The organism is Lactiplantibacillus sp. 7.2.4, assembly GCF_018991185.1.
GTDB lineage: Bacteria > Bacillota > Bacilli > Lactobacillales > Lactobacillaceae > Lactiplantibacillus > Lactiplantibacillus pentosus.
The window spans coordinates 1-23,500 of the sequence record NZ_JAGYGS010000048.1 but is presented as its reverse complement, the minus strand read 5'-3'; the positions used below and the strand labels follow the sequence as shown (position 1 = coordinate 23,500).

Annotated in this window: 21 protein-coding genes and 4 pseudogenes; 13 read left to right on the top strand and 12 right to left on the bottom strand. The window is 44.3% G+C overall.

Features of this window, described 5'->3' with window-relative positions:
* Nucleotides 1-102: 102 nt before the first annotated feature.
* Complete coding sequence (locus KGF70_RS12675) at nt 103-414, top strand: hypothetical protein (protein ID WP_008212308.1); 312 nt, start codon at nt 103-105, stop codon at nt 412-414.
* Nucleotides 415-627: 213 nt separating this feature from the next.
* Here the strand turns inward: KGF70_RS12675 and KGF70_RS12670 are convergent, their stop codons facing one another.
* From KGF70_RS12670 to KGF70_RS12660, 3 genes are all read right to left on the bottom strand, one after another.
* Entirely contained in the window at nt 628-2,073 is a 1,446-nt protein-coding gene (locus tag KGF70_RS12670) for a DDE-type integrase/transposase/recombinase (RefSeq protein WP_216747891.1), read from the bottom strand.
* A 438-nt stretch (nt 2,074-2,511) separates the two neighbouring features.
* Nucleotides 2,512-4,170, bottom strand: coding sequence for an aspartate-alanine antiporter (gene aspT / locus KGF70_RS12665; protein ID WP_216747832.1), 1,659 nt, complete (start codon nt 4,168-4,170; stop codon nt 2,512-2,514).
* Between the two features lie 12 nt (nt 4,171-4,182).
* Nucleotides 4,183-5,781, bottom strand: a complete 1,599-nt coding sequence (locus KGF70_RS12660; protein WP_216747831.1) for a bifunctional aspartate transaminase/aspartate 4-decarboxylase — start codon at nt 5,779-5,781, stop codon at nt 4,183-4,185.
* Between the two features lie 123 nt (nt 5,782-5,904).
* On the opposite strand from KGF70_RS12660, the pseudogene KGF70_RS12655 reads away from it, so the two are divergent.
* The 8 genes and pseudogenes from KGF70_RS12655 to KGF70_RS12620 all read left to right on the top strand — a co-directional run.
* Nucleotides 5,905-6,987 (top strand): annotated as a pseudogene (locus tag KGF70_RS12655) (VirD4-like conjugal transfer protein, CD1115 family); the annotation flags it as partial.
* A gap of 14 nt (nt 6,988-7,001) precedes the next feature.
* Nucleotides 7,002-7,376: a hypothetical protein gene (locus KGF70_RS12650; RefSeq protein ID WP_080379110.1), complete on the top strand. Its 375-nt coding sequence runs from the start codon at nt 7,002-7,004 to the stop codon at nt 7,374-7,376.
* A 23-nt stretch (nt 7,377-7,399) separates the two neighbouring features.
* Entirely contained in the window at nt 7,400-8,239 is an 840-nt protein-coding gene (locus tag KGF70_RS12645) for a conjugal transfer protein TrbL family protein (protein ID WP_162000211.1), read from the top strand.
* Between the two features lie 14 nt (nt 8,240-8,253).
* On the top strand, nt 8,254-8,664 hold the full coding sequence (locus KGF70_RS12640) for a hypothetical protein (protein ID WP_063489626.1): 411 nt from the start codon (nt 8,254-8,256) through the stop codon (nt 8,662-8,664).
* Nucleotides 8,665-8,670: 6 nt separating this feature from the next.
* Entirely contained in the window at nt 8,671-10,806 is a 2,136-nt protein-coding gene (gene topB, locus KGF70_RS12635; protein WP_216747830.1) for a type IA DNA topoisomerase, read from the top strand.
* A 121-nt stretch (nt 10,807-10,927) separates the two neighbouring features.
* Nucleotides 10,928-11,143 carry a hypothetical protein gene (locus KGF70_RS12630; RefSeq protein WP_163621665.1) on the top strand — a complete coding sequence of 72 codons (216 nt, stop codon included), beginning with the start codon at nt 10,928-10,930 and terminating at the stop codon, nt 11,141-11,143.
* A 3-nt stretch (nt 11,144-11,146) separates the two neighbouring features.
* Nucleotides 11,147-12,271, top strand: a pseudogene (locus tag KGF70_RS12625) (ArdC-like ssDNA-binding domain-containing protein).
* A 13-nt stretch (nt 12,272-12,284) separates the two neighbouring features.
* Nucleotides 12,285-13,244, top strand: a complete 960-nt coding sequence (locus tag KGF70_RS12620; RefSeq protein ID WP_216786454.1) for a D-2-hydroxyacid dehydrogenase — start codon at nt 12,285-12,287, stop codon at nt 13,242-13,244.
* 147 nt (nt 13,245-13,391) lie between these two features.
* On the opposite strand, the gene KGF70_RS12615 is transcribed toward KGF70_RS12620, so the two are convergent.
* From KGF70_RS12615 to KGF70_RS12585, 7 genes and pseudogenes are all read right to left on the bottom strand, one after another.
* Complete coding sequence (locus KGF70_RS12615) at nt 13,392-13,778, bottom strand: hypothetical protein (protein ID WP_076637056.1); 387 nt, start codon at nt 13,776-13,778, stop codon at nt 13,392-13,394.
* On the bottom strand, nt 13,771-14,091 hold the full coding sequence (locus KGF70_RS12610) for an acetyl-CoA carboxylase (protein ID WP_075141413.1): 321 nt from the start codon (nt 14,089-14,091) through the stop codon (nt 13,771-13,773). The genes KGF70_RS12615 and KGF70_RS12610 overlap by 8 nt, the downstream gene beginning before the upstream one ends.
* The gene (locus KGF70_RS12605) at nt 14,084-15,385 is read right to left on the bottom strand and encodes a Y-family DNA polymerase (protein ID WP_216747828.1); all 1,302 of its coding nucleotides are present in this window, start codon (nt 15,383-15,385) and stop codon (nt 14,084-14,086) included. Before KGF70_RS12605 ends, KGF70_RS12610 begins: the two co-directional genes overlap by 8 nt.
* A gap of 233 nt (nt 15,386-15,618) precedes the next feature.
* Nucleotides 15,619-15,723, bottom strand: a complete 105-nt coding sequence (locus tag KGF70_RS12600) for a putative holin-like toxin (protein ID WP_016378676.1) — start codon at nt 15,721-15,723, stop codon at nt 15,619-15,621.
* Between the two features lie 228 nt (nt 15,724-15,951).
* Nucleotides 15,952-17,214, bottom strand: a complete 1,263-nt coding sequence (locus tag KGF70_RS12595) for an ISL3 family transposase (RefSeq protein ID WP_120787269.1) — start codon at nt 17,212-17,214, stop codon at nt 15,952-15,954.
* Nucleotides 17,215-17,471: 257 nt separating this feature from the next.
* Nucleotides 17,472-17,612 (bottom strand): hypothetical protein, encoded by a 141-nt coding sequence (locus tag KGF70_RS12590; RefSeq protein WP_120247200.1) that lies wholly within the window; start codon nt 17,610-17,612, stop codon nt 17,472-17,474.
* 10 nt (nt 17,613-17,622) lie between these two features.
* Nucleotides 17,623-17,757, bottom strand: a pseudogene (locus KGF70_RS12585) (GlsB/YeaQ/YmgE family stress response membrane protein); the annotation flags it as partial.
* 5 nt (nt 17,758-17,762) lie between these two features.
* Here KGF70_RS12585 and KGF70_RS12580 point away from each other — a divergent pair.
* A pseudogene (locus KGF70_RS12580) lies at nt 17,763-18,647 on the top strand (ISL3 family transposase); the annotation flags it as partial.
* 695 nt (nt 18,648-19,342) lie between these two features.
* Here the strand turns inward: KGF70_RS12580 and KGF70_RS12575 are convergent.
* The gene (locus tag KGF70_RS12575; RefSeq protein ID WP_216747873.1) at nt 19,343-20,833 is read right to left on the bottom strand and encodes a glycosyltransferase; all 1,491 of its coding nucleotides are present in this window, start codon (nt 20,831-20,833) and stop codon (nt 19,343-19,345) included.
* Between the two features lie 63 nt (nt 20,834-20,896).
* The gene (locus KGF70_RS17825; protein WP_227060167.1) at nt 20,897-21,040 is read right to left on the bottom strand and encodes an LPXTG cell wall anchor domain-containing protein; all 144 of its coding nucleotides are present in this window, start codon (nt 21,038-21,040) and stop codon (nt 20,897-20,899) included.
* 40 nt (nt 21,041-21,080) lie between these two features.
* Here KGF70_RS17825 and KGF70_RS17820 point away from each other — a divergent pair, with 40 nt between their 5' ends.
* The 3 genes from KGF70_RS17820 to KGF70_RS17815 form a co-directional block, all read left to right on the top strand.
* Complete coding sequence (locus tag KGF70_RS17820; RefSeq protein WP_367889996.1) at nt 21,081-21,911, top strand: hypothetical protein; 831 nt, start codon at nt 21,081-21,083, stop codon at nt 21,909-21,911.
* Between the two features lie 1,027 nt (nt 21,912-22,938).
* Nucleotides 22,939-23,142: an IS3 family transposase gene (locus tag KGF70_RS17355; RefSeq protein WP_016377423.1), complete on the top strand. Its 204-nt coding sequence runs from the start codon at nt 22,939-22,941 to the stop codon at nt 23,140-23,142.
* A 100-nt stretch (nt 23,143-23,242) separates the two neighbouring features.
* Nucleotides 23,243-23,500, top strand: a 258-nt coding sequence (locus tag KGF70_RS17815; protein WP_367115150.1) for an IS3 family transposase, incomplete at its 3' end; no start/stop codon positions are given.

The window sequence follows — 23,500 nt, the reverse complement described above, 5'->3', positions numbered from 1 at the left end:
TGGGGGCATGCACTTGTAATCTAAATGTAAAATCAAAAGTGCACCAACGTGCTCATTTAATGGTACAATGAACCCATAATATAGGGAAAGGAGTATTCACATGTGACAAAGAAACAGGAATGGTTTAGCTTAGCTCAAGCTAGTCTCAAGCTTGAACGAGGTAGTACGTACGTGAGTGTTTGGTTAAGACGGCACCCTAACGAGTTGCCAAGTGAAATGCTCATGGAAACGGGCAAAGTTAAATTAATATCTGAAGATGGCATTGAATGGATTAAAAACCACATAAAAAAAGAGGGCGTCCTCGTAAGCAGTGAAGTTGCTAACGGGGATCAGCACCTGGAAGTTACGATTCTAGGTGTCACCCTCCTAACAATCCATTTTACCGGGCGGGTTAGGGGAAAGCTAGTTGTTTAGCGTCCCTAACGCGCTTTTTTGGTAACGTCTAAAGTTCCATGAAACCCAAGTTCAAAACCGGATGTTCAAGGGGGGATGACGATTAATATATGGAATCACCGTTCACGGATGAATCGAACTTAATTCAGGTGTTGCTTCTCACTGGATCTTGCCTATTTTATGTGTTCTAGGGTACACAAATTAAGCCTTAGTTAGTCTGATTTTTCAGAATATCTAGGCTGCTGTTGGTAATTGAGACTGCGCTAGTTCAATTAGCGCCAGCCATTTGTCCGGCATTCGTTCAAACGGTTTGAGTTGTGGTAACTCAACAGGAATGCGGTAATGCAGTGCTTCATGAGGCCGCAAGAAGTTATAGGCCGCTGAATAAAGTGCCGTGTAACTCGCTGAACCTGTGGCAGAGCCAAAGCCGGTACTGGAACGATAATTTTCTTTGTAGGAACGATTCAAGCGCTCAATGGTTTGCTTTAAGAAGCGGTACTCACGACTGATCTCATCTTTGTTTTCAAGACCAACAACCTGGTGAATGCCAAACTTGATGCCCTGTTGTGCAAAATAGATCTGGGCAACTTGGTAGATCGGATTCGCGTCAACGACGAAGTTAAGCTTCTCAGGAATCTGAGGCATCTTTTGGAGGACTTGGTTGATCGCAATGACTGCTGATTCGGTTGTGCGATTAGGGGTCACGTAGTCGGCGAGAATGAGCTTACACTTGGCGTCGTAGAAGTAGAAGATATAGTGCCACTTGCCTTTCACGCGCACGTAAGTCTCGTCACCAACAATCTGATCGGACAGTGCGTAAGGATAATTCGCCCAGAAAGGTCGGACAACAGCGGCTACCGCCATTTCGTAGTTATGGATGGTCTGGTGTGAGATTTTAACGCCATGGATATCGTACATGATTGCCGCGGTTCGCCGCGCTGACAGACCATAGTTGATGTGATAGGTCAGCACCAAGCCCAGCACTTCAGGGCTGGCTTGAATCCGATCGAGGTCTACCGGTGCTTGGACCGGCGATTCTGGCGCAATGCCTTTAAGTTCAAAGTTGTAGGTTCGCCAAGTGTAGCGCACCTTGTGGGCAGTTGGATGGACGTTGAAGTCAGCGACTTCAGCGGGTGACATTGCGGCGATCGCACCAAGGCGAAATGCGCACTTATCGTTGTAACAACACCAGACGTCGAACTTGGTCCGACGGTTGTGAATACTCAGGCGATTCTGGCAATAAGGACAACGTAAAGCGACCGTCTTATTCTTCTCGGCGTGACCATCTTGAAACTTGAACTGACAGACCTTGCACCGTAGCTGACCGCCAGCACCGTTATTGGCGTAAAGATAGTCCTGTGGTGCCGAGCACCGCGGACAGTCTTGCGCCGCAAAGCTGATTGGTTTACGCCGCCTGACTGGCAGTATCGGCTTACCGTTCTTTTCAAGCGACTCAGCGATCAACTGCTGGTAGTCGAGGGCTTCAGAACCGATATCAGCTTGAAGTAGTGGGACTTTCTCATCGACCTGAAATTGGTTAAAACGCTTGAATACCGGTTTATCAGCGCTTGGCAGCCGTGAATGATCAAAGATCTCAGCCAACTGAGCTAAAAGGATCAAAATAATTTGTCTTTGGAGCTTGATTATTAGAACTAAATAGGCTATTAATGGTGTATGCACTCGAATCCTTCTTTCTGGATTTTCTTGTTGTTCGCACACCAAGAATACCAGAAAAAGACGTTCGGGTGTTTTTTAATATTCGGAAATTAATAACAAAAACGAGGTACGTTTGACAGTACCCAATGAAGAAAGCCGTTCAGCTGGGGAACGGGCGCTTCTAGTCCATTTCCCGATCAACGAAAAAGATTTGCAGCTTTTGGACGACGCTTTCATGCAGATCTGCCAAAAAAAATATAAAATAGACTAATAAAAAAGAGGCTGGGACAAAAGTCATGTCCCAGCCTCTTTTTCCGAATAAACGGTGTTTCAAAAGCAGCTTCTTCGGAAATAAGCCGAAAAATCTCAAAAATATGAGAAACTATTTTCGGATTTTTCTTCTTATTTCTTGAAGCTGGACACTTTTGTCTCAACCTCTTTATTTATGATTTTGCGTCTTGCCTAACTCAAAAGCGCAACTGTCAACGGTCCGAGGATCGTCAAGAGGATATTGCCGACTGCATACCCTGGTGTATAACTGAGGGCGAACAAACTGCTGCCGGTTTCTTCATTGATCGCGTTCAAAGCAGCGGTGATCGTACCCGCCCCAGTCAAGGAGCCGATATTATCGATCGCGTTCAGCTTCAAGACATATCGACCGAACAGCAATGTGATGAAATGCGGAAGGATCGAGATGATCGCCCCGATGATCAATACTTTCCAGCCCATCTTCACTAGGGCGCTGACAAAGTCTGAGCCGGCTTGCAGCCCGACTACCGCGATGAACAAGTTCAAACCGAGACTCTTGAAGACCCAGCGGACGGGTCCGGGGATATTGCCGATGTTGGCGTGTTTTTCTTGATACCATCCGAAGAAGAGCCCCAAGAAAAGTGCGCCGCCGCCTTCACCGAGTGTGATCGGGATATTGAAAGCTTTGACCACGATCGATCCCAAGAGAACCCCGAGAACGATCCCGATAGTCAAGAAGCTGATATCGGTCGTTTGTCCTTCAGCGATCTCATAGCCGATTTCTGGCAAGATCTTTTGCAGTGCCCGCGGAGTTCCGATAATCGTCAAGCGGTCACCGCTGCGCATCGTTGTCAGATCGGTCACTTTTTTGCCGTCGCGTTCGACGGAGGTGATCATCAAGCCGCTCTTGACCATATCTTGCAAAGCACGGAAATTAAAAGCATTCGTCAACATCACATTGATCGTTTTCAGTTGGATATTACGATACTGTTTGTTTGAAACTTCGGTCGTTCCATGACTTTGTTCCAACTGTAAAAATTCCTCCATATTGCCCACGACCACGATCTCGTCGCCTGGCGAAAGGACCAAGTCGCTGGTTGCCGGGATGCTTTCTTCCTTGCGCAGCACAGCCTCAACAACAAATTCATAGTGATATTGTTTTTCGATTTGCAAGATCTTTTTGCCGACAATCGGAGAATCGTCTCCCAGCAAAAATCCTCTGACCCGCACAGAACTAGTCAATGGCGAAAAACTTCCGGAAGTGAAGTTGAGTTTTTCTGCCAATTTTTTCGTTTCTTCTTTCAAATCGACGTGCAGGATCGCTGGCGCGATATTCTTCAAGAAGACCAGCACCCCGACGGTCCCGAAAACATAGGTCAAAGCATATGCGATCGCGACTTCCGAGTTGTAGGCTGCCTTAGCAGCTGAAGAAATATCAAGACCATTGATCGACGAGTTGGCAGTCCCGATGACCGCCGACTGCGTTAAAGCGCCGGCGATGATCCCAGCCGCTTCGCCAAGGTCGACTTTGAATAGTTTAAACAAGACCATCGCGATCGCAAACGCAACTACCGCGAAGAAGACACTTTGGCCAACGAGCTTAAGTCCGGTACTCTTCAAACTGCGAATAAATGAAGGTCCGACTTCATAGCCGATCGTAAAGATAAAGAGATCGAAGAAAATGCTTTTGACAAGCGGATCGATCTTAAAAGCTCCGATTTGACCGATAATAAGCGCAATGATCAAGACCCCGACCGTCGAACCGACGGAGAAGCTTTTGATCTTGAGACGCCCCAGCAGATAGCCTAGGCTCAGACTAAGAAATACCGGAATGATCGGATTGGCAAGCAAATAATCCACAATTGCTTTCATCACTATCCACCCCTATTTTTGTGCTTCAAACGTTTTATAATATTCATCAAGCAGTTCCAGCACTTGACGGCCGATCAAGCGATAATCTTCCGTCGGCAGGTTCGCCTCAGAAACCCGCAAATCGTCAGGTGCTGCACCGAACCCGACACCATCCATCAATACAACGCCGTTCTTCTCAGCCAATTTCAGCAAGAAGTCGACTTGTTCGAAGTTGTCTGCCAAGTATTCGCGGAACGCTTTGCCGTGACGCTTTTCAGCCAATTCGTAAATATCGATGATCGAATAATATTTCGCAGAAGTTTCGCTGTTGTCTTCCGGATACGTCAAGGCTTTATGCAAGTCGTCGTAGCGTTTATCGATCAATTTGTTCGAAGCTGCGATATACGGATCGTTTTTCGTCTTCTCAACCAAATGCGTCAAGCTGAAGAGGACTTCCATGATCTGCTGCGGTGTTGACAAGCCAGAAGTATGATACAAGCCGATCGAACGGGAATCCGCTACCATCCGGTCGATGAATTTCATCTTTTCGGGTTCCAAAACAACAAGACTGTAACGTTTTTCGAGTGCTTGTTTATCTGCTTGCGGAAGTGCCGCGATCAATTTATCAAAGACATTGTCCTTGCTGACACCGATCACCCCTAAGCGCCAGCCGGTCGCTCCAAAGAGTTTCGAGTAAGAATAAACAAGCAAAGTATTTTTCGGTGCGACACTGTAAACTGTTTGGAAATCGTCAACGAACGTTCCGTAAACATCATCAGTAATGATCATCAAGTTCGGATTCTTCGCAACGGCTTTTTTGATTTCATTCAGTGCTTTTTGGTCAAATGCTTTGGAGCCTGGGTTGCTTGGATTGACAATGAAGAAAGCTTTGATATCGGGATCCTGTAATTTGTCGATCTCTTTCGGCGAAACTTCCCAATTATTTTCTTCTTTCGAGCCCAAGTCGATTTCGACCATTTCATAGTCGTTCAAGGCTGGGATTTGGATGTACGGCGTAAAGATCGGCGTGTTGAGCGCGATCTTGTCGCCCGGTTTGATCAATTTGTTTTCTTTCAGCGAATTGAAAATATAAACGATCGCTGCAGTCCCGCCTTCTGTTGGGAACAATTGCGTTTCATTTTCCAAATCTTCTCCGTGATACAAGACAGATTGCAGATAATGATTGATGATCGTTTCGGAATTTTTCAGGATGCGGCTTGGGACCGGATAATTATTGCCGATGACGCCATCCACAAATTCTTTTACGACTTCATCGCGGTCCAAATGCAGTTCGTCTTTGATATAACTCAAGACGTTCATCAAAAATTGATCGGTTTCGTTTTTATCTGGATCGAGGAATGTTTCAAAACGTTCGCGGATCCCGTCTTTTTCGGTATATCCGGCTAAATCGCCGTCTTTCATTGTGCGTTCTGATTCAAGGACCCCAAATTCAACGATGCGAGTGAAAGCCAAACGGGCTTTTTTATTGATCCAGTTCGGGTTTCCGCGGCCAGCATTCAAAAAGATATTATTTTTTTCGTTTTTTTGTGCCAATGACAGCATTTTATTGCTGATTTCAAAGGCACCTAAATGTTCCAGCTGCTTTTCATCATTCTTGTTGATCTTGTCCATTTTCTTCTTCCTCCTCGTTTTCTTTATAAATTCCTTAAGTTATCTACCAACCCATCGTAAAGCGGATGGACTTATTGTGCAAATAATAACTCTTTTGCATAAAAAAACCGACCCGCAAAAGCGGTCTTACAAGAAAATGATGTCGAAGCCGAGGAAAAAGGTGCAGATAGTCCATTAGACACCTTATTTCTTGATCTAACCATGACTGATCCAGCGAGACGCGCTTATGAGTTAGGTTTCAAAAAGGCCAAAGGGGAAATGAAAGCCAGTATTATTGAAAGCCTGTTGGCGACCATTTCTAAGTTCGTCGACAAAGAAGTGGCCGATTTTACCAGCTTTTCAGATTTTGATTTAAAAGAGATTGGCAACGCCAAAGTTGTGCTGTACGTGATTATCCCCGTCATGGATAACACTTATGAAAGCTTCATCAATCTGTTTTTCTCACAATTATTTGATGAATTATACAAATTAGCGGCTGATAATCACGCTAAATTGCCCCACCAAGTCGACTTTATCCTTGATGAATTTGTCAACTTAGGAAAATTCCCAAAATATGAAGAATTTTTAGCTACCTGTCGGGGGTACGGTATTGGCGTGACTACCATTTGTCAGACCTTAACCCAGCTCCAAGCTTTGTATGGCAAGGATAAAGCCGAAAGTATCTTAGGTAATCATGCCGTTAAAATTTGCTTGAATGCCGCTAATGATGTGACTGCGAAATACTTTAGTGATTTGTTAGGTAAATCGACCGTAAAAGTGGAAACCGGTAGTGAAAGTACCAGTCATAGCAAGGAAGAAAGCCACAGCAAGAGCGATAGTTATAGCTATACGAGCCGTTCACTCATGACACCCGATGAAATTATGCGTATGCCCGAAGATCAGAGCTTATTAATCTTTAGCAATGCGCGACCAGTCAAAGCTACAAAAGCGTTCCAATTTAAACTATTTCCAGGGGCTGATCATTTGGTTAACTTGTCACAGAATGAGTATCAAGGCCAACCAGAAGCCAGCCAGGAAACCAACTTTCATCAAAGAGTAGCGAAATGGAAAGCAAAATTAAAGGAGACTGCTCAAAAAAAAGCCGCAAACAAGATGTCTCAAACAGAGGAGGAACAACAACAGAACAGCCTAGACAGCGACTTAGAGAGAGTTTCAAATAAAGATAGTCAAACAGAGGAGCCAGACGACGACAACTTACTTGGATAATGGAGGACATATTAATGAAAAAATATCGGAAATATATAATCGCTGTGATGACAGTGTTGCTGATTGCTGTCGGTCTAACCGCCTGCGGAAAGTCTACAGCACAAGATTTGCAAAGTAACAAATGGTATCTCAACCAAAAAGGTCAAAGCTACAAAACCCAATTCAATAAAAAAACAATGATTATTGAAAGCCCTTTGATGAATGTAAATGCCACTTATTCAGTCAGCAATACTTCCGGTAAAGAATATTTAAAAGTAAATACTGATGATGAGAAAAATCAAAAGTTTGAATTAACTCAAATTAGCGATGGTTATAAGGCTAAAGCAATTAATAAGTCTGCTAAAGCAGATAACGGATTAGGGAGTTTTGAATTGCAAAAAAGGAAGTGATAGAGATGTTTGTTTTAGGTGACATTTCAGGATTGGTTCAGGGAGCGATTGCTAAATTTTTTGAATGGGCATTATCTGGTTTGCTGGACGGTTTATTCAACATCTGCAAGGCCATTATTGACCAAGCCAATCAAAGTTTGCCAATTGTTAAAACGTGGTATGCCATCTTCCTGTCCTTTGCGACATCGTTAGTCGTCGTGGTTGTCCTTGGGCGTATTGTGATGACAATTCTAAAAGAGGCAGATGAAAGTACCGATGTGACTTGGGCTAATATCATCATGGATGGGATTAAATCAGCGGCCGTGATTCCGGTTTTCGTGTTTTTACAGGGATTTATTCAAGGTTCAATTACCTTACCCCTGCTAAAGTATATGTTTAGCTCTGATCAGAAATTCACTGCTAAATCAATTACCGGCATGAATAAAGTTCCTGGGCTAAAAGATGTTGGCATTTCGCTACCCTTACAGATTTTGTTTCTGCTAATCTTCACTGTCGTAACCGTCGTGTTCTTTATCAAGATGTGTGTGTTTGTGGCTGATATGGCTTGGTATAACCTGACAATTCCTTTAGCTGCAATGAGCATGGCGACTGAAAGTTTTGATTACAGTGGCACGTGGTGGAAGAAGTACATTTATTACAATGCTTCCATTATTAGCCAGGTACTTTGTATGTCACTATCGGTATGGTGTTTCACTAATATGGCTAAATACGGGTTTATTGCTTTTATTGCTTCAATCGGATTCGGTTTTCTGGTGGTCAAAACACCTGACGCCGTTAAAGACTTTTGGGCTTCAACCGGTGTGACTAAAAGTACTGGTATGGGTGCCATGAGAATGTTTCAAAATTATTTCCGTAACCACTAGGAGGAAAAATAGTTATGAAGAAAATCGCACACTGGTTATTGGAAAAAGCCAAAAAAGATATGCGAACCGATCCTTTTACAACCCCTTCACGGCGGACTAAGCTGTCTTACTATTTTGATAACTTAGTTAGCATGGTCTTCTATATAATGGGAATTTACCTCATGTTAATGGATTTATACCAAGAGCTTTTCACGGCGAACCATACCGATTTTTTAGGAACTGCGCTAATGGCCTTAGTTTTACTGCTGGGTGGCTTATTATTCCGTTGGTCAGCCTATGCAGATCTCAAAGCCATCAACCGGTATCAACATTATTTGAAGCAACAATCGATAGAGCAACAACAAGAATTGCGCCGTGAAACTTGGTTGAAAGCGGCTGAACAAGGTAAAACAGAATTAGATCAAAAACTTAATCACAAGGAGTGAACGAACATGACCACTGTTATCTTAGCTGAAAAACCTAGTCAAGCCCGTTCATACGTTCAAGCCTTTAAAAAGAGCACAAAAAAACAGGGTTACTATACGGTTAGCGACCCTGTTTTGCCCGAAAATACGCTTGTCACGTATGGTCTCGGACATTTAGTTGAACTAGCCACACCGGATAAATATGATCAGAAATATCAGCAATGGGCCCTATCTAATTTACCGATTTTCCCCGATAAATACAAGTTTGTGGTGTCAGCTAGTAAAAAAGATCAATTCAAGGTCGTCAAAGACCTGTTAACGAAGGCCGATACCATTATTGTTGCTACCGATAGTGGTCGGGAAGGCTCCAATATCGCATGGTCAATCATGAACCAAGCCCAGATTGACGTTAAAAAGAAGACCATTAAGCGGCTATGGTTGAATAGTTTGGAAAAAGACGCCATTATAACCGGCTTTAAAAATCTTGGTGATTGGCATAAAGATTATTTAGCTTACAAGGAAGCCCAAACTCGTCAAATTAGTGACTGGTTAATTGGCATGAATGGCAGTCCTTTATATACTTTATTATTGAGACAAAATGGGGTACGTGGGGTGTACTCAATTGGTCGCGTGCAGACGCCAACTTTGTATATGGTCTATCAAAGAGATCAACTCATCAAAAACTTTAAGCCCGAACCCTATTTTGAACTGAATGCGGAAATTTTAGCTAATCAGCAAAAATTCGAGGCAAAATTAGACCCTTATCAGCGGTTTAAAGACGAATCAGGGCTAATGACATTCATGCAGGCTGAACACGTTCAGAAAGGCTTGCAGGACGGTTTAATCAAGGACGTCCAACAGCAAGGCAAGAAACGTGCTAGTCCCCAACTATTCTCGCTATCTAGTCTCCAAAGTGCCATGAATAAACGTTATCACGCCAGCGCCAGCCAAACCTTAGCGGCTATTCAAAGCTTATACGAAGACAAACTACTCAGTTATCCCCGCACCGATTGTGCTTATATCACTGATGAAGAATTTGAGTATTTAGTGGCTAATCTGACGAAGTATCTGGGGTTAGTCTCTAAGCAAGTTGCTTTAACCAATACCACCCCAAATAAACGTTACGTCAATGGGAAAAAGGTTGAAGAACATTACGCCATTATCATGACTAAAGTTGTGCCGACGAAAGAGAAATTAGCCAGCTTGCCCAAAATCCAGCAACAAGTCTATGATTTGGTGTTACGAACCACGTTAGCAATGTTTGCTGATCCGTACGAATACGAGGAAACCACCATTATTACCCAAGTTGGCGACGCTAATTTTAAAGCAACGGGTAAGGTACCAACTAAGCCAGGTTGGCAGGCTTTATTTGATGAAAACAAAGCCGACCAGCAAGCCGCCGCAACCTTACCGCTGGTTCACCAAGGTGATCAAGTCCAAGCCAACCTGCAAACACCGCAAAAAGAAACGACACCACCGGTACCCTTTACCGAAGGGACCTTAATTACGGCGATGAAGACGGCCGGTAAAACGCTTGATGATGAAGAAGCCCAGGCAATTCTCAAAGATGTGCAAGGCATTGGGACCAGTGCGACCCGGGCGAATGTGCTCGAAGTGTTGAAGAAACGCGGCTATTTAGTGACTGAAAAGAATAAGTTGCACGTCAGTGAAGCCGGAATTACTTTATGTAAAGCGGTTGAACTCGAACCATTGCTGACGAGTCCGGAAATGACAGCTAAATGGGAAAAAGCGTTACAACAAATCAGTACCGAAGAACGCACCCCCGCTAACTTTTTAAGTCAAATTAGGAAGTTTGTAACTAAATTAGTTGCTGATGTACCGACACAATTAGCAGGAAATGCAGCGATCAAACAACAAATTGACCACCAGCAGCAGGCACGAAAGACTGCCGAAGTATTCTTAGAAACCCCGCAAGCTACCGTGTTAAATAAACAGAAGTTTTACATTGTAAAGCCCAAGCAAGGGGAAGACTTTACCTTACCTAAGAAATGGAGCAGTAAGACCCTTGGTAAGACCGCGATTAAAGCGTTGGTCACCAAAGGAGAAACCAGCAAGTTAAAGGGGTTTAAAAGCAAAAAAGGAAAGTCGTTTGACGCTAAGTTAAAGCTTGACGGCCATAAATTAAGTTTTGACTTTGATTAGACCTTACCTACCGCCTTCCACGACGTTCCAGTTGGTGAACCCGTTATTTAGGTTCACTTTTACAAAACCAAAAGTAAACTTGAACAACGAGTGAGATTAGCAAAGCAAAGGAGATTATAAAATGAACAATGAATTAGCAGTCACTGGTAGCGAATTACCCGTTTTGCAGACTAAAGGAACCTACAAGTATTTAAAAGAAATCACTGGTAATGGTGCTTATTATCAAGTCGCCTGGCAAAAATTAGCCGACGGCTACGTCGCTCTTTATGGCACAGCCCCGATTCAAATAAGATCGGTACCAACCCTGAACGATATTTTTGAAGATGAGGAGGGGTAGACAATGCCAAGTAAAGCCGACGTTAAAGCCTGGAAGGCGCAATTAGTTGCCCAAGCCGAACAGCAAATTCTAAAATTAACCGATAGTGATCAATTTAAACAGTATCTTAATACCTTGGCTAAATTCCACCAGTACAGTGCTAGAAACATTGACTTAATCTATGCTCAAAATCCGCAAGCGACCCAAGTCGCAGGCTTTAAACAGTGGCAGACTGATTTTAACCGCACCGTTAATAAGGGTGCTAAGGCCATTCGAATTGCGGCCCCGACTATTAAGAAATTAACCCCCACTGATCAAAAGCGACTTGATACAACCGACGAACGCGCCATTGTCGGTTATCGTTATCTGCCCATCTTCGACGTAGCACAAACTAGCGGTGACCCAGTCCTAAGTGCTAAAGATTTTGTCAAAGAAAACTTGGCCGATCATTAGAATGTGACAAGTTTGTATAACGCGTTCAAGGATTATCTAAACCAGCAAACCAATTTGCAAGTCAGTGAAGTGCCCTTAGCAATGTTAAATGGGGCTAAGGGGTATTTTCAACCCAGCACTAATGAAATTGTTATTGGTGGCGATGAACCAGATAATGCTTTAAAACTAAAGACGTTATATCACGAATATGCGCATAGCCAGCTACACGGGTTAAAAGCAGCCTTTAAAGATCGGCCACGAGCCTATCAGGAAACCCAAGCCGAAGCAGTTGCGTATGTTGCCATGCAAAATATTGGTGTTGATACCAGTAACTACTCCCTCGGTTATGTGGCTACCTGGGCTAAAGATAAAACTGTAATCCATAGTGCTTTAAGTGAGATCCAGCAAGTGAGCAACAAAGTGATTGAGCTTAGCGATGGCTTAACCAAACAATTAGGCTTACAGGAAGCGCAAAAAGATCCTGAACATGACCTCAAAAAGCGATCAGCCCAGGAACTTAACAAATCGTATCAAGGCTTGCAACAACAAATTAAGCAAGCGACTGTTCCTCAACAAAAATCAGAACTGAAAAACGAGTTAAATGATGTTCACCAAGAAATAAGTAATCGAACTCAAAAACAGTTGCAAGATTTTGTGAGTCAGAATCCAGAAATTAGACAAGCAGAACGGAATACAGGCGAAACACTAAAAAGATAGGAGATATCTCACGATGAAAATTGTTCTTTTAGATGGTTATGAGCTAAATAAAGATTTAAATTGGCACTTATTGCAAGACTTAGGCGAATGTACTTTTTATGACCGTACACCAGTTAATGATCAGAATGAAATTATAAAACGAATTAGTGACGCTGAAATTGTTATCACGCATAAAACTCCGCTAGATGACGACGTGATTAGTAAAGTTCCGAAGCTAAATTATATTGGAATTATGGGAACCGGTTACGATGTCGTTGATATTAAAAGTGCTCATAAAAATAAAGTCGTAGTAACTAATATTCCCACATATGCTAGTGATGCAGTAGCACAATTTACTTTCTCGTTACTATTAGAGGCAACAAGTCAGGTTGGCTTGCATAATCGGCTGGTTCATGAAAATAAATGGTCACAGGTACCTGATTTTACTTTTTGGGACAAACCGCTATTAGAATTAAAAGACAAAACTTTGGGGCTAATCGGTTACGGTCATATTGCGCAAAAAGTTGCTAAAATAGGGCACGCCTTTTCTATGAAAGTTATTTTTTATAATCATCGTCCTAAAAAAATTGCTGATACTTGGGCTCAACAAGTATCTCTTGATGAGCTTTTAAAGAAATCAGATGTTATTAGTTTGCACGTAATTCAAACGCCGGAGACAATGCATTTAATTAATAATGACACGATTGCAAAAATGAAAAACGGTGTTATTTTGCTAAACACAGCGCGAGGCAAACTGGTTAATGAGGACGATATTAAGACAGCCTTGAATGAAGATAAGGTTTACGCATACGCTACTGACGTTGTTCAAAAAGAACCAATTGATAGTGACAGTCCCCTGCTAAAAGCAAAAAATTGCTATATTACGCCACATATTGCTTGGGCACCGTACGAAACAAGAGAACGGTTATTGAATATAACCATTGCTAATGTAGGGGCGTATCTATCAGGCAATCCTCAAAATGTTATCAATTAAAGCAAGCTCGATATAGTGTACCAAGAAATAAGCAGTTGAGCTAAAAAATAGTTGCAAAATTTTGTGAGACAAAATCCAAAGATCACACACCCAAGACAAGATGAACAACAGCAAATAAAGCGCTAACAAAAGACGGAGAGCTAATCTTTATAGCTCCTCCGTCTTTTTGTATGCCACATTGCGAATTTCTTGTAGTGGGATAAAGCGATTAGAATCGATCACAATATCATTAGCATTGTAGCCATGAATCAAAGTCGTTATATCCGGCAAATGGTGGTTATTTTGATCAACGGTTTTTAGCTGAATCGTTACCAGTTGTTGACTTTGATACGCGTCGGCCAACACTTGTGTCAGTTCTGATAAGGATTGCTGCGGTCGTGGGACATAGACTGCATTCAACTGCTGGTTTTGTTGATTTAGCGCGGCGGTATGATCGGACAAATAGAACCCCTGCCATTTCATCATGCCTCGGTCGTGATAATCATGTTCAAAGAAGTGCTTAACCGTATCTAAGTCAAAGTCTTGGTTATTCAAGGGGCACCCGCTTTCGTTGAATTAACTTTTGACTTTTAGGCCAGCGTTCACCAGTAAAGCCAACAAATTCGATCGTTAATTTAATCTTTTGTCGCAAAGCTTTTAGTAGCGTCTCCAAATCAGCTAAATCATAGTGTGCTAATTTATGTAAAGGAACGGATTGCAAGCGCTCGTTAGCCCGTTGACTGTTAAAAAATATATTGTAGGTCTGATCGTAAGGATCGTTAGCGATCATCAACCAGTAACGGGTGCGCGACTGGCGCTTAAACAGCAAGGTTAAGCGTCCCATAATAATTTCTACATCGTTATTCATAGCTATTGCCCCCATTATGACCACCGACGAGTGAAGCGCGTTCAATAGCTGTACCGCCCCTTAACAAGCTGGTGGCATAAACTAACTTCGTGAAGCCAAAGCGGCGATGAATTTCATCAATCACTTGGTTTAACCGACTAGCCTTAATCTGGGTAGTTGCCGGCTCAAATAAGCTAAGCTGTTGGCCGGTGTTGGCACTTAATTTGCTACTATAAACCCCAATATTTCGGACAGCTTGACCGTCCCAGTTTTTGCGGAACAACCATAATAGTTGTCGCGTTAAAACTTGGTTATCATTGGTTGGCTCAATTTTTAAAGCCTGATGAAAGCCACCGCGGCCATCGGCTGCGGCCGCAGCGTAAGAAAAACCAATGCTTAGCGACAGACACCCCGCCATTTTATGGTGATGTCGTAGCCGAGCAGCCACTTGTTCACCAATTTCTTTAATGACCGTTTCAATTTCTGCTTGGTTAAGATAGTCCCGTGGCAACACTTGTGAATTACCTAGACTTGCTGATTTGACTTTAGCGGGTTCCGTAATCTGTGCTCGATCAATTCCCCAAGCCGTGGCAAACAATTGGGTGCCAATAATCCCCATTGCTTGTTTCAACAAATAAGGATTGGCATGGGCTAACTCGTACATGTTGTGAATAGCTAGGCGGTTTAGCCGTTTAGCTGTTCGTTCACCGATCCCCCAGACAGCAGTTAAGTCATTGATCGTCCAGATTTTTTGAGGGACAGTCTCATAATGAATTTCACCAATAAAGTCAGCGGTATGCTTAGCATACACATCAAGGGCAAGCTTAGCTTGGGTCGGATTATCACCAATGCCAACGGTGGTGTATAAGCCTAATTTTTGCCGCACCGTAGTTTGAATCAACCTTGCTACTTGCCGGGGCGAATCACCAAAGAGCCGCCATGAATGGGTCATATCCAAAATACTTTCGTCAATTGAATACGGCCAAACTTCTTTTTCAGTCGTAAACTGGTGAAAGATTTGGTTAATTTGCAAGTTACGTTCGATATAGAGATTCATGCGTGGTGGGACAACCCACAGACGCGGATCATTAGGTAAATCACGTTTACGTGAGACATTAGCTTTGATATGAAATAATTGCTTGGCTTCAGGTGAAGTAGCCAAAATTAGGCCACCATTAGTGTTTTTAGCCTCACTAAGGACAACTAATGGGACTTTTAAGGGATTGAGCCCCCGGGCAACGGCTTCGCAACTGGCATAGAAGCTTTTGTTGTCGATTAGAAAGAATACGCCATGCGGTTCATTATCAAAAAACATTTAGATCACTTCCGTTAGCTTTTACCTGTATTTTAGCACATAAAACAAACATGCGTTCCCTTAAACTGCGAGAAAGCTGATTAAAAATATTCGAAAGTCAGTCATAGTCATGCTATAATATGGTTAAGAAAAAGGAAGCCCCGCTGATAACAGGACTTCCCATGTAGAGCCGTTTAAGACGGTGACAAATTTATACAGTTTAAATAACCGCTAGCTTGCCAGAGCTAAGGCGGTTATTTTTTTTGCTGACTTTTAATCAGCTCAACAATTAATGCGATCAAGGCTACGATAAAGGTACCGAAAGCCAGCATTAATTGTAAAGCGTCCGCAACGGACACTTAGGCTACTCCTTTCGTTAGGATTTATGGGCTTTAAGGGTTTAACACCATAAGCACCACCTCCGATTGGAAATAGCCACCGCCTTAACTTCTCTACTTGATCTATTATACAGGCAGACTAGCTCTTTAACCAAATATAAAATTAAAGCAAGCACCTACGAAAAAAAGTGCCTGCTTTTATTGGGTCTCTGTCAACCGGTGTTGATGAAGTTATATTTAGAATCCAATTCATTTACGAATTGGGTTCTTTTTTTCGATTTTGATTTTGAATTCAATTTGAATTCGATAAATAAAGTTTTGCCAGTTCTTGTAACCATATGCGGTTCTTTTGATTTGCTTGATTTTACGGTTCACACCTTCTACGGGACCATTTGATAATCGGCCGGTAGTCATATTTTTGATGAGTTGCCGGTTCTTGATAAAGCTTTTAATATTGGTCATTAGCTGAGGACTGACATTTTCGACATTACCTAGTGCTGCTTCGAAGGATCGATAATCACGCTTTTGAAATGACTTAACTAAGGCATGTGCGGCTTGGTAGGTTTGTCGAAACTGTTGGTCTAGATTTAAACCGGCTACGACTAATTGCTCTTGTGTCATGCGATCTTTAAGATGCGCAAACCATTGGGGCTTCCGCTTTTCGAGGCTGTCATAATCTTTTAAATATAACCGCCAATAATATTTAAGCAATCGATATTCACGACTCTTAGGGTTAAAGCGTTTCATGAGTTGAACCCGCGTTTGATTCAAGGATCGTAAGGCCATTTGGACAAGATGGAAGTTATCCGCGACCAGTTTGGCGTGTGGAAAGAGTGTTCGAATAGCGGGTTGATATTGAGAATTAAAGTCCATCACAACTCGAGTCACGCGGTCACGCTGACGTTTAGAATAATGATTGAGAAAGAAGTCCTTAATATCGGCATTCTTACGTCCTGGTAAAATTGTAATGATGTCGTGGGTTTGGGCATCCACCGCAATAAAACTCATTTGTTTACCAGTTGAACGAAACTCGTCGATACAAAGCATCGTTGGTAGTCCGTTAAAAGCTGGTTGGGTACCTTGTCCGAGTAACTTTATTCGGCGAATAATCGTATTGGTTGAGACATTGTATTGAGCCGCAATACTCACCATCGTACGGTCCTCAGTTAATGATAGATCAATGGCATGAAGACTGTTTTCAGATATTTGATGATGTTTTTTAACCAGCTTAGTCGTTGTTAAACTACTTTTACCACAATTTTTACAGATAAATCGCTGCTTCTTTAAGTTAAGGATGGTGACCCGTTCGCTGATTCTAGGAATTCTGATATGAACGGTCTTAAAGCCATTCTTAACCATGGAACGTTTGCCACAACGTGCGCAAACAGTAACCGGATACGTTAGCTTCGCAAACACTTGTAAGCTTCCGTTAGTAGCTTCTTGAACAACTAAATCAGTAATATTGGGGTCTTTAATTTGGAGCAGTACTTTAGTAGAATGGTCTTGGGACATATCATACACTCGCTTTCAATTGGTTTTGGTCGACTTAATTGTAGCACAGGACGATATGTCCTTTTGTTGTACATAAAAATAGTGTTGATGGATTTTATCTATCAACACTAAATATCATAGATCCCTTTTATTAATTATCGAAAAATTCCCATCTATATTTATAAAAGATTATCGTACCAATTGAAATATTGATTAACTGATCTTCAATTACCCGATTATTTAATTTCTAAGATGCCTAATATAGATAATTTGGCTAATTATCCATGTAATTTTTGTTGCAATTTATCACCAATGCCATCTACCTTCTTAGCAGTCAAGACGGTGCCACCGATGAGAACACCACCTACAATGAGCGTAGAAGCGATCATAAACTTAAATACACTTTTCAAGACGTCCATAGAATCCCCCTTACTTTTTACTGGTTCGACCAACAACTAATGAAACAATCAGAACTAAAATAATTGCACCAATGATCGATGGTATCAGTGCCATGCCAGCTAATGAAGGCCCCCAAGTGCCAAGAAGCCCTTGACCAATCCATGCACACGCTAAAACTTGCCCGCAAATCACTGCCTGGGAAGACGATTGCCACGGTCACCGGCATCTCAACGAATTCCGTTCAACGCATCTTAGACGCCCACATTCACCCCCACGCCAGCCGGCGACTGCCAGTGAATCTCTGTTTCGACGAATTTCGCTCGACACATGGCACGATGTCCTTCATCTGTATCGATGCAGATACTCACAAAGCAGTCAAGGTTTTAGGCGATCAGCTAAACAAAACCATCAAGCAATTCTTCTTGAGTCAGTACAGTACCGCTGAACGCGCCACGGTCAAACGCGTCGTTATGGACATGAACGCTTCTTATCAGTTGTTCGTCCATGAGCTGTTCCCAAACGCCGAGATCATTATTGATCGCTTCCACATCATTCAACTGATCGGCCGGGCGATGGATCAGATCCGAGTTCAATGTTTAAAGCAACTCGACGGCCATTCGCGCGAATACAAGGTACTGAAGTCTTTATGGAAGTTGTTCCACAAGGCGCACCCAGACGCCAAGAAGAACCGCTATCTATTCGGCTTGAATGAGTACTCGACTGAACAAAACGCCATCGATATTGGGACTGGTGCGTTTCCTACCTTCAAGACGGCTTACGAAACCTACCTCTCGATCCACGAAGCCCTGATGGGACACCACTACCGTAAACTCAATCACCTGATCACCAACTATAAACCCAACGGGACAGTGCTAGATACCGCAATGACCACCTTACGCAAGAATCTTTCCGGTGTCGTCAACGCTGCCAAATCAGCTTATTCTAACGGCCCTATCGAAGGGGTCAACCGCAAGATCAAAGAACTAAAGCGTACGTGTTACGGTTTCGCCAACCAAGCCAACATGTTCAAGCGCATCTACCAGTTAACTGCCTGACCGATTAAAATCACATCAAGCATAAGTCTATTTAGTTCGGCCTTAAATACACCCTACACTTAGCTCACGCATTCCACTGATTCTCATCAATAAAAATAACAAAAAAGGCCTCCTGATTAGGGAGACCTCCAAAGGATAATAACTATCCTTCAACACCATTTGACAAATTTCCAGATTTTCATCAGGTGGCGTCTCACTTGGAAGTTATGTCACAGCCCCGACAGGGACAACGACTACATAGCAGTTCACAAAACTCGTTCTTTTTACGTTACGCCATCTGTCATATACCGTCTTGAAATATAGTTCTCATATTATGACCACCATTGACACCGTCTTTATAAATCAGATAACGACTTTTTTGAATGACGAATTAGTAGCTCTTTACAGGATTTTGAAAGACGCACAGAACCTATGCGCGCAGGTTCATCAAACTACTCGCTAAAGTGAGCCTCCTCGGATATGACATATTGAAATTAATTTGGATTTAGACAAATTGTTTACCTGTCACTAATTATAAGTTAATTTCGACACGCTTACCTTTGATTCTCTTGTTTGCGGAACCTGCTACAATGGTACTTACCTCATAACCAATGAAAAGGCAGCCGCGGCTTGCAATAAAGAGACCCACACTCGTCAGACCTCTTGTCTAACAATTATGGATCTCTTCAACTACGGGTAGCAAGCTACCGATCAACTCAATTCTCCTGCGTCAACACCGTAGCCCAATCGCCCCACACCGTGTCTTCTGAATACCGGGCACAGGAGGCATACGCGCCTTCGATCAGCTCGCGCATCATCGCATCATCATCCCACAGCGCAACGATCGCCCGCGCAACGTAAAAGGAACTATTCTTCGTCACGACCACGCCGTTGACGCCATCTTCAACGAGCGTCGTCGGGCCGTAATCGATTTCATAGGTGATGACCGGCACGCCGAAGCTTTGCGCCTCCAAGATACTGACGTTGAACCCTTCCACCTTACTGGTGACCACCATCACAGAATTTTGCGGATAGATATCTTTCAACTCGTCTTTGAAGCCGCGAAAATGTACCCGTGACTCGAGATCGAGTGTCTTGACCAGCTTACGCAACTTGTTCTGCTCGACGTATCCGGCCATCGGCGCACCAAAAATATTCATCGTGGCATCTGGCACGATCTTTTGAATCAAGCTCAACGCCTCGATGGCATCGCCGATGCGCTTCTCCTCAGACAGGCGGGCGACCACCAGTAGCGTGTGCGGTGGCCGCGCCTCCAGCGGCACGCGTGGGCGTGTCAGCTCCTTGTGCGTCAGATAGCGTACCGGCACCGTGAACACGGGAATCTGCACCAGCTGGCGCAAATCTTGCGCTTGCTTCTCCGTGGATACGACGATGCCAGTGAAGTGCGCATCAACCGCTTTTTGCACCCAAATCGTGACTTGCTTATCATCGCCGCTCGGATTGTTCAGGTGGTGGCTGTGCATGATGAGCAACTTCTTGGCCGGCACAGTCATCTCGCTAAGGGCGACGACGGCAGTCTCGTGTCGATCGGCGAAGAAAATCGCCTCGGCATCGCGCTTGGCGAGCAGATCCAGAAAGTATCCGAAAAGCGCCTCTAGCGACTGAAACGCCTTGACCACGCCATCAAACCGCAACAACATCGCGCGGTTTCCCCACTGGCCATCAGCACCGATTCCATACTGCTCTGAATAAACCAATTGATGCACGCGATTCCAAAACAGTTGGGTCACCACCCGTCCCGATTCGTCGAGCAGCTGCGTCATCGACCAGTTGCCGCGGCTGTCGTAAAGATCGGTGCTGGTGAGCTTGCCGTTCCGATCGTAATAACTGATCGTATCGAGCGTCTTGTCGCCCGGCCGATACGTCATGATCGCCACCGTGCGCTGATTCTGCATCAAGGTTTGTTGACGCCCATCTGCGCTGGTCTGCACGGCATCGTGTGCGATCACCGGCGGAGTAGCGGGCGTATTTTTGCCCGTGAAGCCTTGGAAGAAATCGAACATGTTGAGGTAGGTCGTCTCATCGAGCGCGTACTTGTGTAACAGCGACGCGACCTCACGATCGTAGTCGCGCGTCACGAACACCGGCTGGCGCCGATAATCTTGAAAAAGGCGCACGCGCGCGATCATCATCTTCTCGATCGCAGAAATCGGAGCATAAAGCTTATGTGTTAAGAAATAGTCCATCGTTATCTTCCCATCTCAATTCGAAAAGGCGTCCCTTGCGAGACGCCTTTTCCCTAATGCTTATTAGTTACGGCGCTTACGTTTCATTGAAATTCCAAACAATGACGCTGTTGCAGTGGTCAAAAGCGCCAGACCTGCCAGTGCCGTACCGCTATTGTTTTCTTCACCAGTTTCCGGGAAGCGCTGTTCCTCAGACTTGGCAGCTATTGTGTTCGGCTTTGATTTTACAGTCGAGGCTGAGCTATCAATGGCCTTAGTGACTGCGACCGGTACAGGCCTGGTTGTAGCCGTCGACGTACTGGTTGGCGTTGCTGTCGGCGCACTTGTCGGTGCGACAGTTGGCGCTGCTGTCGGTGCGACAGTTGGTGCAGTCGTTGGCGCCGCTGTCGGTGCACTTGTTGGTGCGGTGGTTGGCGCTACCGTCGGAGCAGTCGTTGGAGCGACTGCTGTCGGTGCACTTGTTGGTGCGGTGGTTGGCGCTACCGTCGGAGCAGTCGTTGGAGCGACTGTTGGTGTAGTCGTTGGCGCCGCTGTCGGTGCACTTGTTGGTGCGGTGGTTGGCGCTACCGTCGGTGCAGCAGTTGGGGCTACTGTAGGCGCACTCGTCGGAGCAGTCGTTGGAGCGACTGTTGGTGCAGTCGTTGGAGCGACTGTTGGTGCAGTCGTTGGAGCGACTGTTGGTGTAGTCGTTGGCGCCGCTGTCGGTGCACTTGTTGGTGCGGTGGTTGGCGCTACCGTCGGAGCAGTCGTTGGCGTCGCTGTCGGTGCACTTGTTGGTGCGGTGGTTGGCGCTACCGTCGGAGCAGTCGTTGGAGCGACTGTTGGTGTAGTCGTTGGCGCCGCTGTCGGTGCACTTGTTGGTGCGGTGGTTGGCGCTACCGTCGGTGCAGCAGTTGGGGCTACTGTAGGCGCACTCGTCGGAGCAGTCGTTGGAGCGACTGTTGGTGTAGTCGTTGGCGAAGTAGCTAAATCTGGTTCGATTTCTACATCCCATGAAATTCCGCTAGCCAACTGTGTATCAATCACGATCAGATTGCCGCTCTGCGAAATACCAGGAATATGTTCATCAACCAAATGATATCCATTAGGGAGCGTATAGGTTAGCTTATATGAATCATCTGAACTTAACGACTTAACTCCAGTAAGGAATCCCGTTGATTTGTCCGTAACAGTCAAAACTCCGCTAGCACTAGGTGTTTCAATTGGTGTAGTCGTTGGCGCCGCTGTCGGTGCACTTGTTGGTGCGGTGGTTGGCGCTACCGTCGGTGCAGCAGTTGGGGCGACTGTTGGTGTAGTCGTGATTTCTGTTGTTGGAGCAGTCGTCTCTTCCGTAGGCCCATCGATCGGATCGAAATTAACATAGAACTCGGTCGACGGATTTACCTGCGTATCGATCAGGACTTGATTTCCTCGGACGCTGATCCCTGCATCTTGATCAGCAGATGGTCGATAGCCCTCAGGTACATCGATACTCAAGATGTATGACCCCGTAACCGAATCTGTCGTTCTTCCAATCAGGCGTCCGCTAGACGAATCTCGAGAATAAATCACTCCAAAAGCACCGATCGTTGTCGCACTGCTATCATCTGGAAGAACATGCACTCGATACGAGCCAGAGCCATTGACAGAAGTATCAATCACGAACTGATTACCTTTAACCGATACCCCTGCGTCTTGAGTCTCACCCGCATGATAACCACTAGGGATATCTTCAAAAAGGAGATTCCCATTTGTTACTATTGTTGAAGATCCGTATGCACTATTGCTTTGATCATCCCAGATGGCAATCCTGCCGGACGCCGCAAGAACCTGCTGAGCCGGTACCAATTGTGATGCTACCGTCGAAACCGCTGCCCCACCAAGTAGCGCAGTCGAAATCAATAACGCCTTCTTCCACTGAGCCGTTACACTTCTTTTCCCCATTATAACCACACTCCACCATGCTTATATTTTATGTTCGCCTTTATTATACCTGATAAGGAAGTGATTATCCAGATAAAACGTTATTATCAACATTAACAAAGTGGATGTAAGCTGATTTCTGAGACAACTTTTAAGAGAGCGTATAATGAATAAATCGTCTCTCAAAAGGAAGGAATTTTTACATGCCAACTCGTTACGACAAAGAATTCAAACAAAACATCATCAACCTATATAAACAAGGCGAATCAGCCGCCCAACTGGCCAGAGAATATGGCATTGGCTATTCAACCGTTCATAAGTGGATCCAGGGCCAAGCTAAAACTCAATCCGGTAAATCGCCAGACGAAATTAAAGCGATGGAAAAGCGGCTGGCTTCCCTGTCTTAGGAGAACGAAATCCTAAAAAAGCCCTGGGCTTCCTTGCGCAGAAGTAACCAATATTTTTGATTACATTCACCAAGAAAGCCATAACCACCAGGTAACTAAGATGTGCCGAATCCTCGGTGTTTCCAGAGCTCACTATTATCGTTATCGATCCTCAAAGCCTTCAAAACGCCGGGCCGAAGATGAGGACTTAAAACAACGGATTCCGCGGATCTTTGCGGAATTCAAGCAGCGATACGGCGTTATGAAGATCCACCATGAATTGAATCTGGAACTTCAACCACTGCAGCGTCGGTGCAGCCCAAGACGGATTTCCCGGCTCATGAAGGAACTGGATATCCACTCCGTTACCGTCAATAAA

What these genes read in the sequence shown, in the direction of transcription:
- KGF70_RS12575 (WP_216747873.1), bottom strand. Translation starts at nt 20,833, where the DNA reads ATGGACTATTTCTTAACACATAAGCTTTATGCTCCGATTTCTGCGATC.
- KGF70_RS12640 (WP_063489626.1), top strand. Translation starts at nt 8,254, where the DNA reads ATGAAGAAAATCGCACACTGGTTATTGGAAAAAGCCAAAAAAGATATG.
- KGF70_RS17355 (WP_016377423.1), top strand. Translation starts at nt 22,939, where the DNA reads ATGCCAACTCGTTACGACAAAGAATTCAAACAAAACATCATCAACCTA.
- aspT (WP_216747832.1), bottom strand. Translation starts at nt 4,170, where the DNA reads ATGAAAGCAATTGTGGATTATTTGCTTGCCAATCCGATCATTCCGGTA.
- KGF70_RS12630 (WP_163621665.1), top strand. Translation starts at nt 10,928, where the DNA reads ATGAACAATGAATTAGCAGTCACTGGTAGCGAATTACCCGTTTTGCAG.
- KGF70_RS12595 (WP_120787269.1), bottom strand. Translation starts at nt 17,214, where the DNA reads ATGTCCCAAGACCATTCTACTAAAGTACTGCTCCAAATTAAAGACCCC.
- KGF70_RS12605 (WP_216747828.1), bottom strand. Translation starts at nt 15,385, where the DNA reads ATGTTTTTTGATAATGAACCGCATGGCGTATTCTTTCTAATCGACAAC.
- KGF70_RS17820 (WP_367889996.1), top strand. Translation starts at nt 21,081, where the DNA reads ATGGCCTTAGTGACTGCGACCGGTACAGGCCTGGTTGTAGCCGTCGAC.
- KGF70_RS12650 (WP_080379110.1), top strand. Translation starts at nt 7,002, where the DNA reads ATGAAAAAATATCGGAAATATATAATCGCTGTGATGACAGTGTTGCTG.
- KGF70_RS12590 (WP_120247200.1), bottom strand. Translation starts at nt 17,612, where the DNA reads ATGGACGTCTTGAAAAGTGTATTTAAGTTTATGATCGCTTCTACGCTC.
- KGF70_RS12620 (WP_216786454.1), top strand. Translation starts at nt 12,285, where the DNA reads ATGAAAATTGTTCTTTTAGATGGTTATGAGCTAAATAAAGATTTAAAT.
- topB (WP_216747830.1), top strand. Translation starts at nt 8,671, where the DNA reads ATGACCACTGTTATCTTAGCTGAAAAACCTAGTCAAGCCCGTTCATAC.
- KGF70_RS12610 (WP_075141413.1), bottom strand. Translation starts at nt 14,091, where the DNA reads ATGAATAACGATGTAGAAATTATTATGGGACGCTTAACCTTGCTGTTT.
- KGF70_RS12660 (WP_216747831.1), bottom strand. Translation starts at nt 5,781, where the DNA reads ATGGACAAGATCAACAAGAATGATGAAAAGCAGCTGGAACATTTAGGT.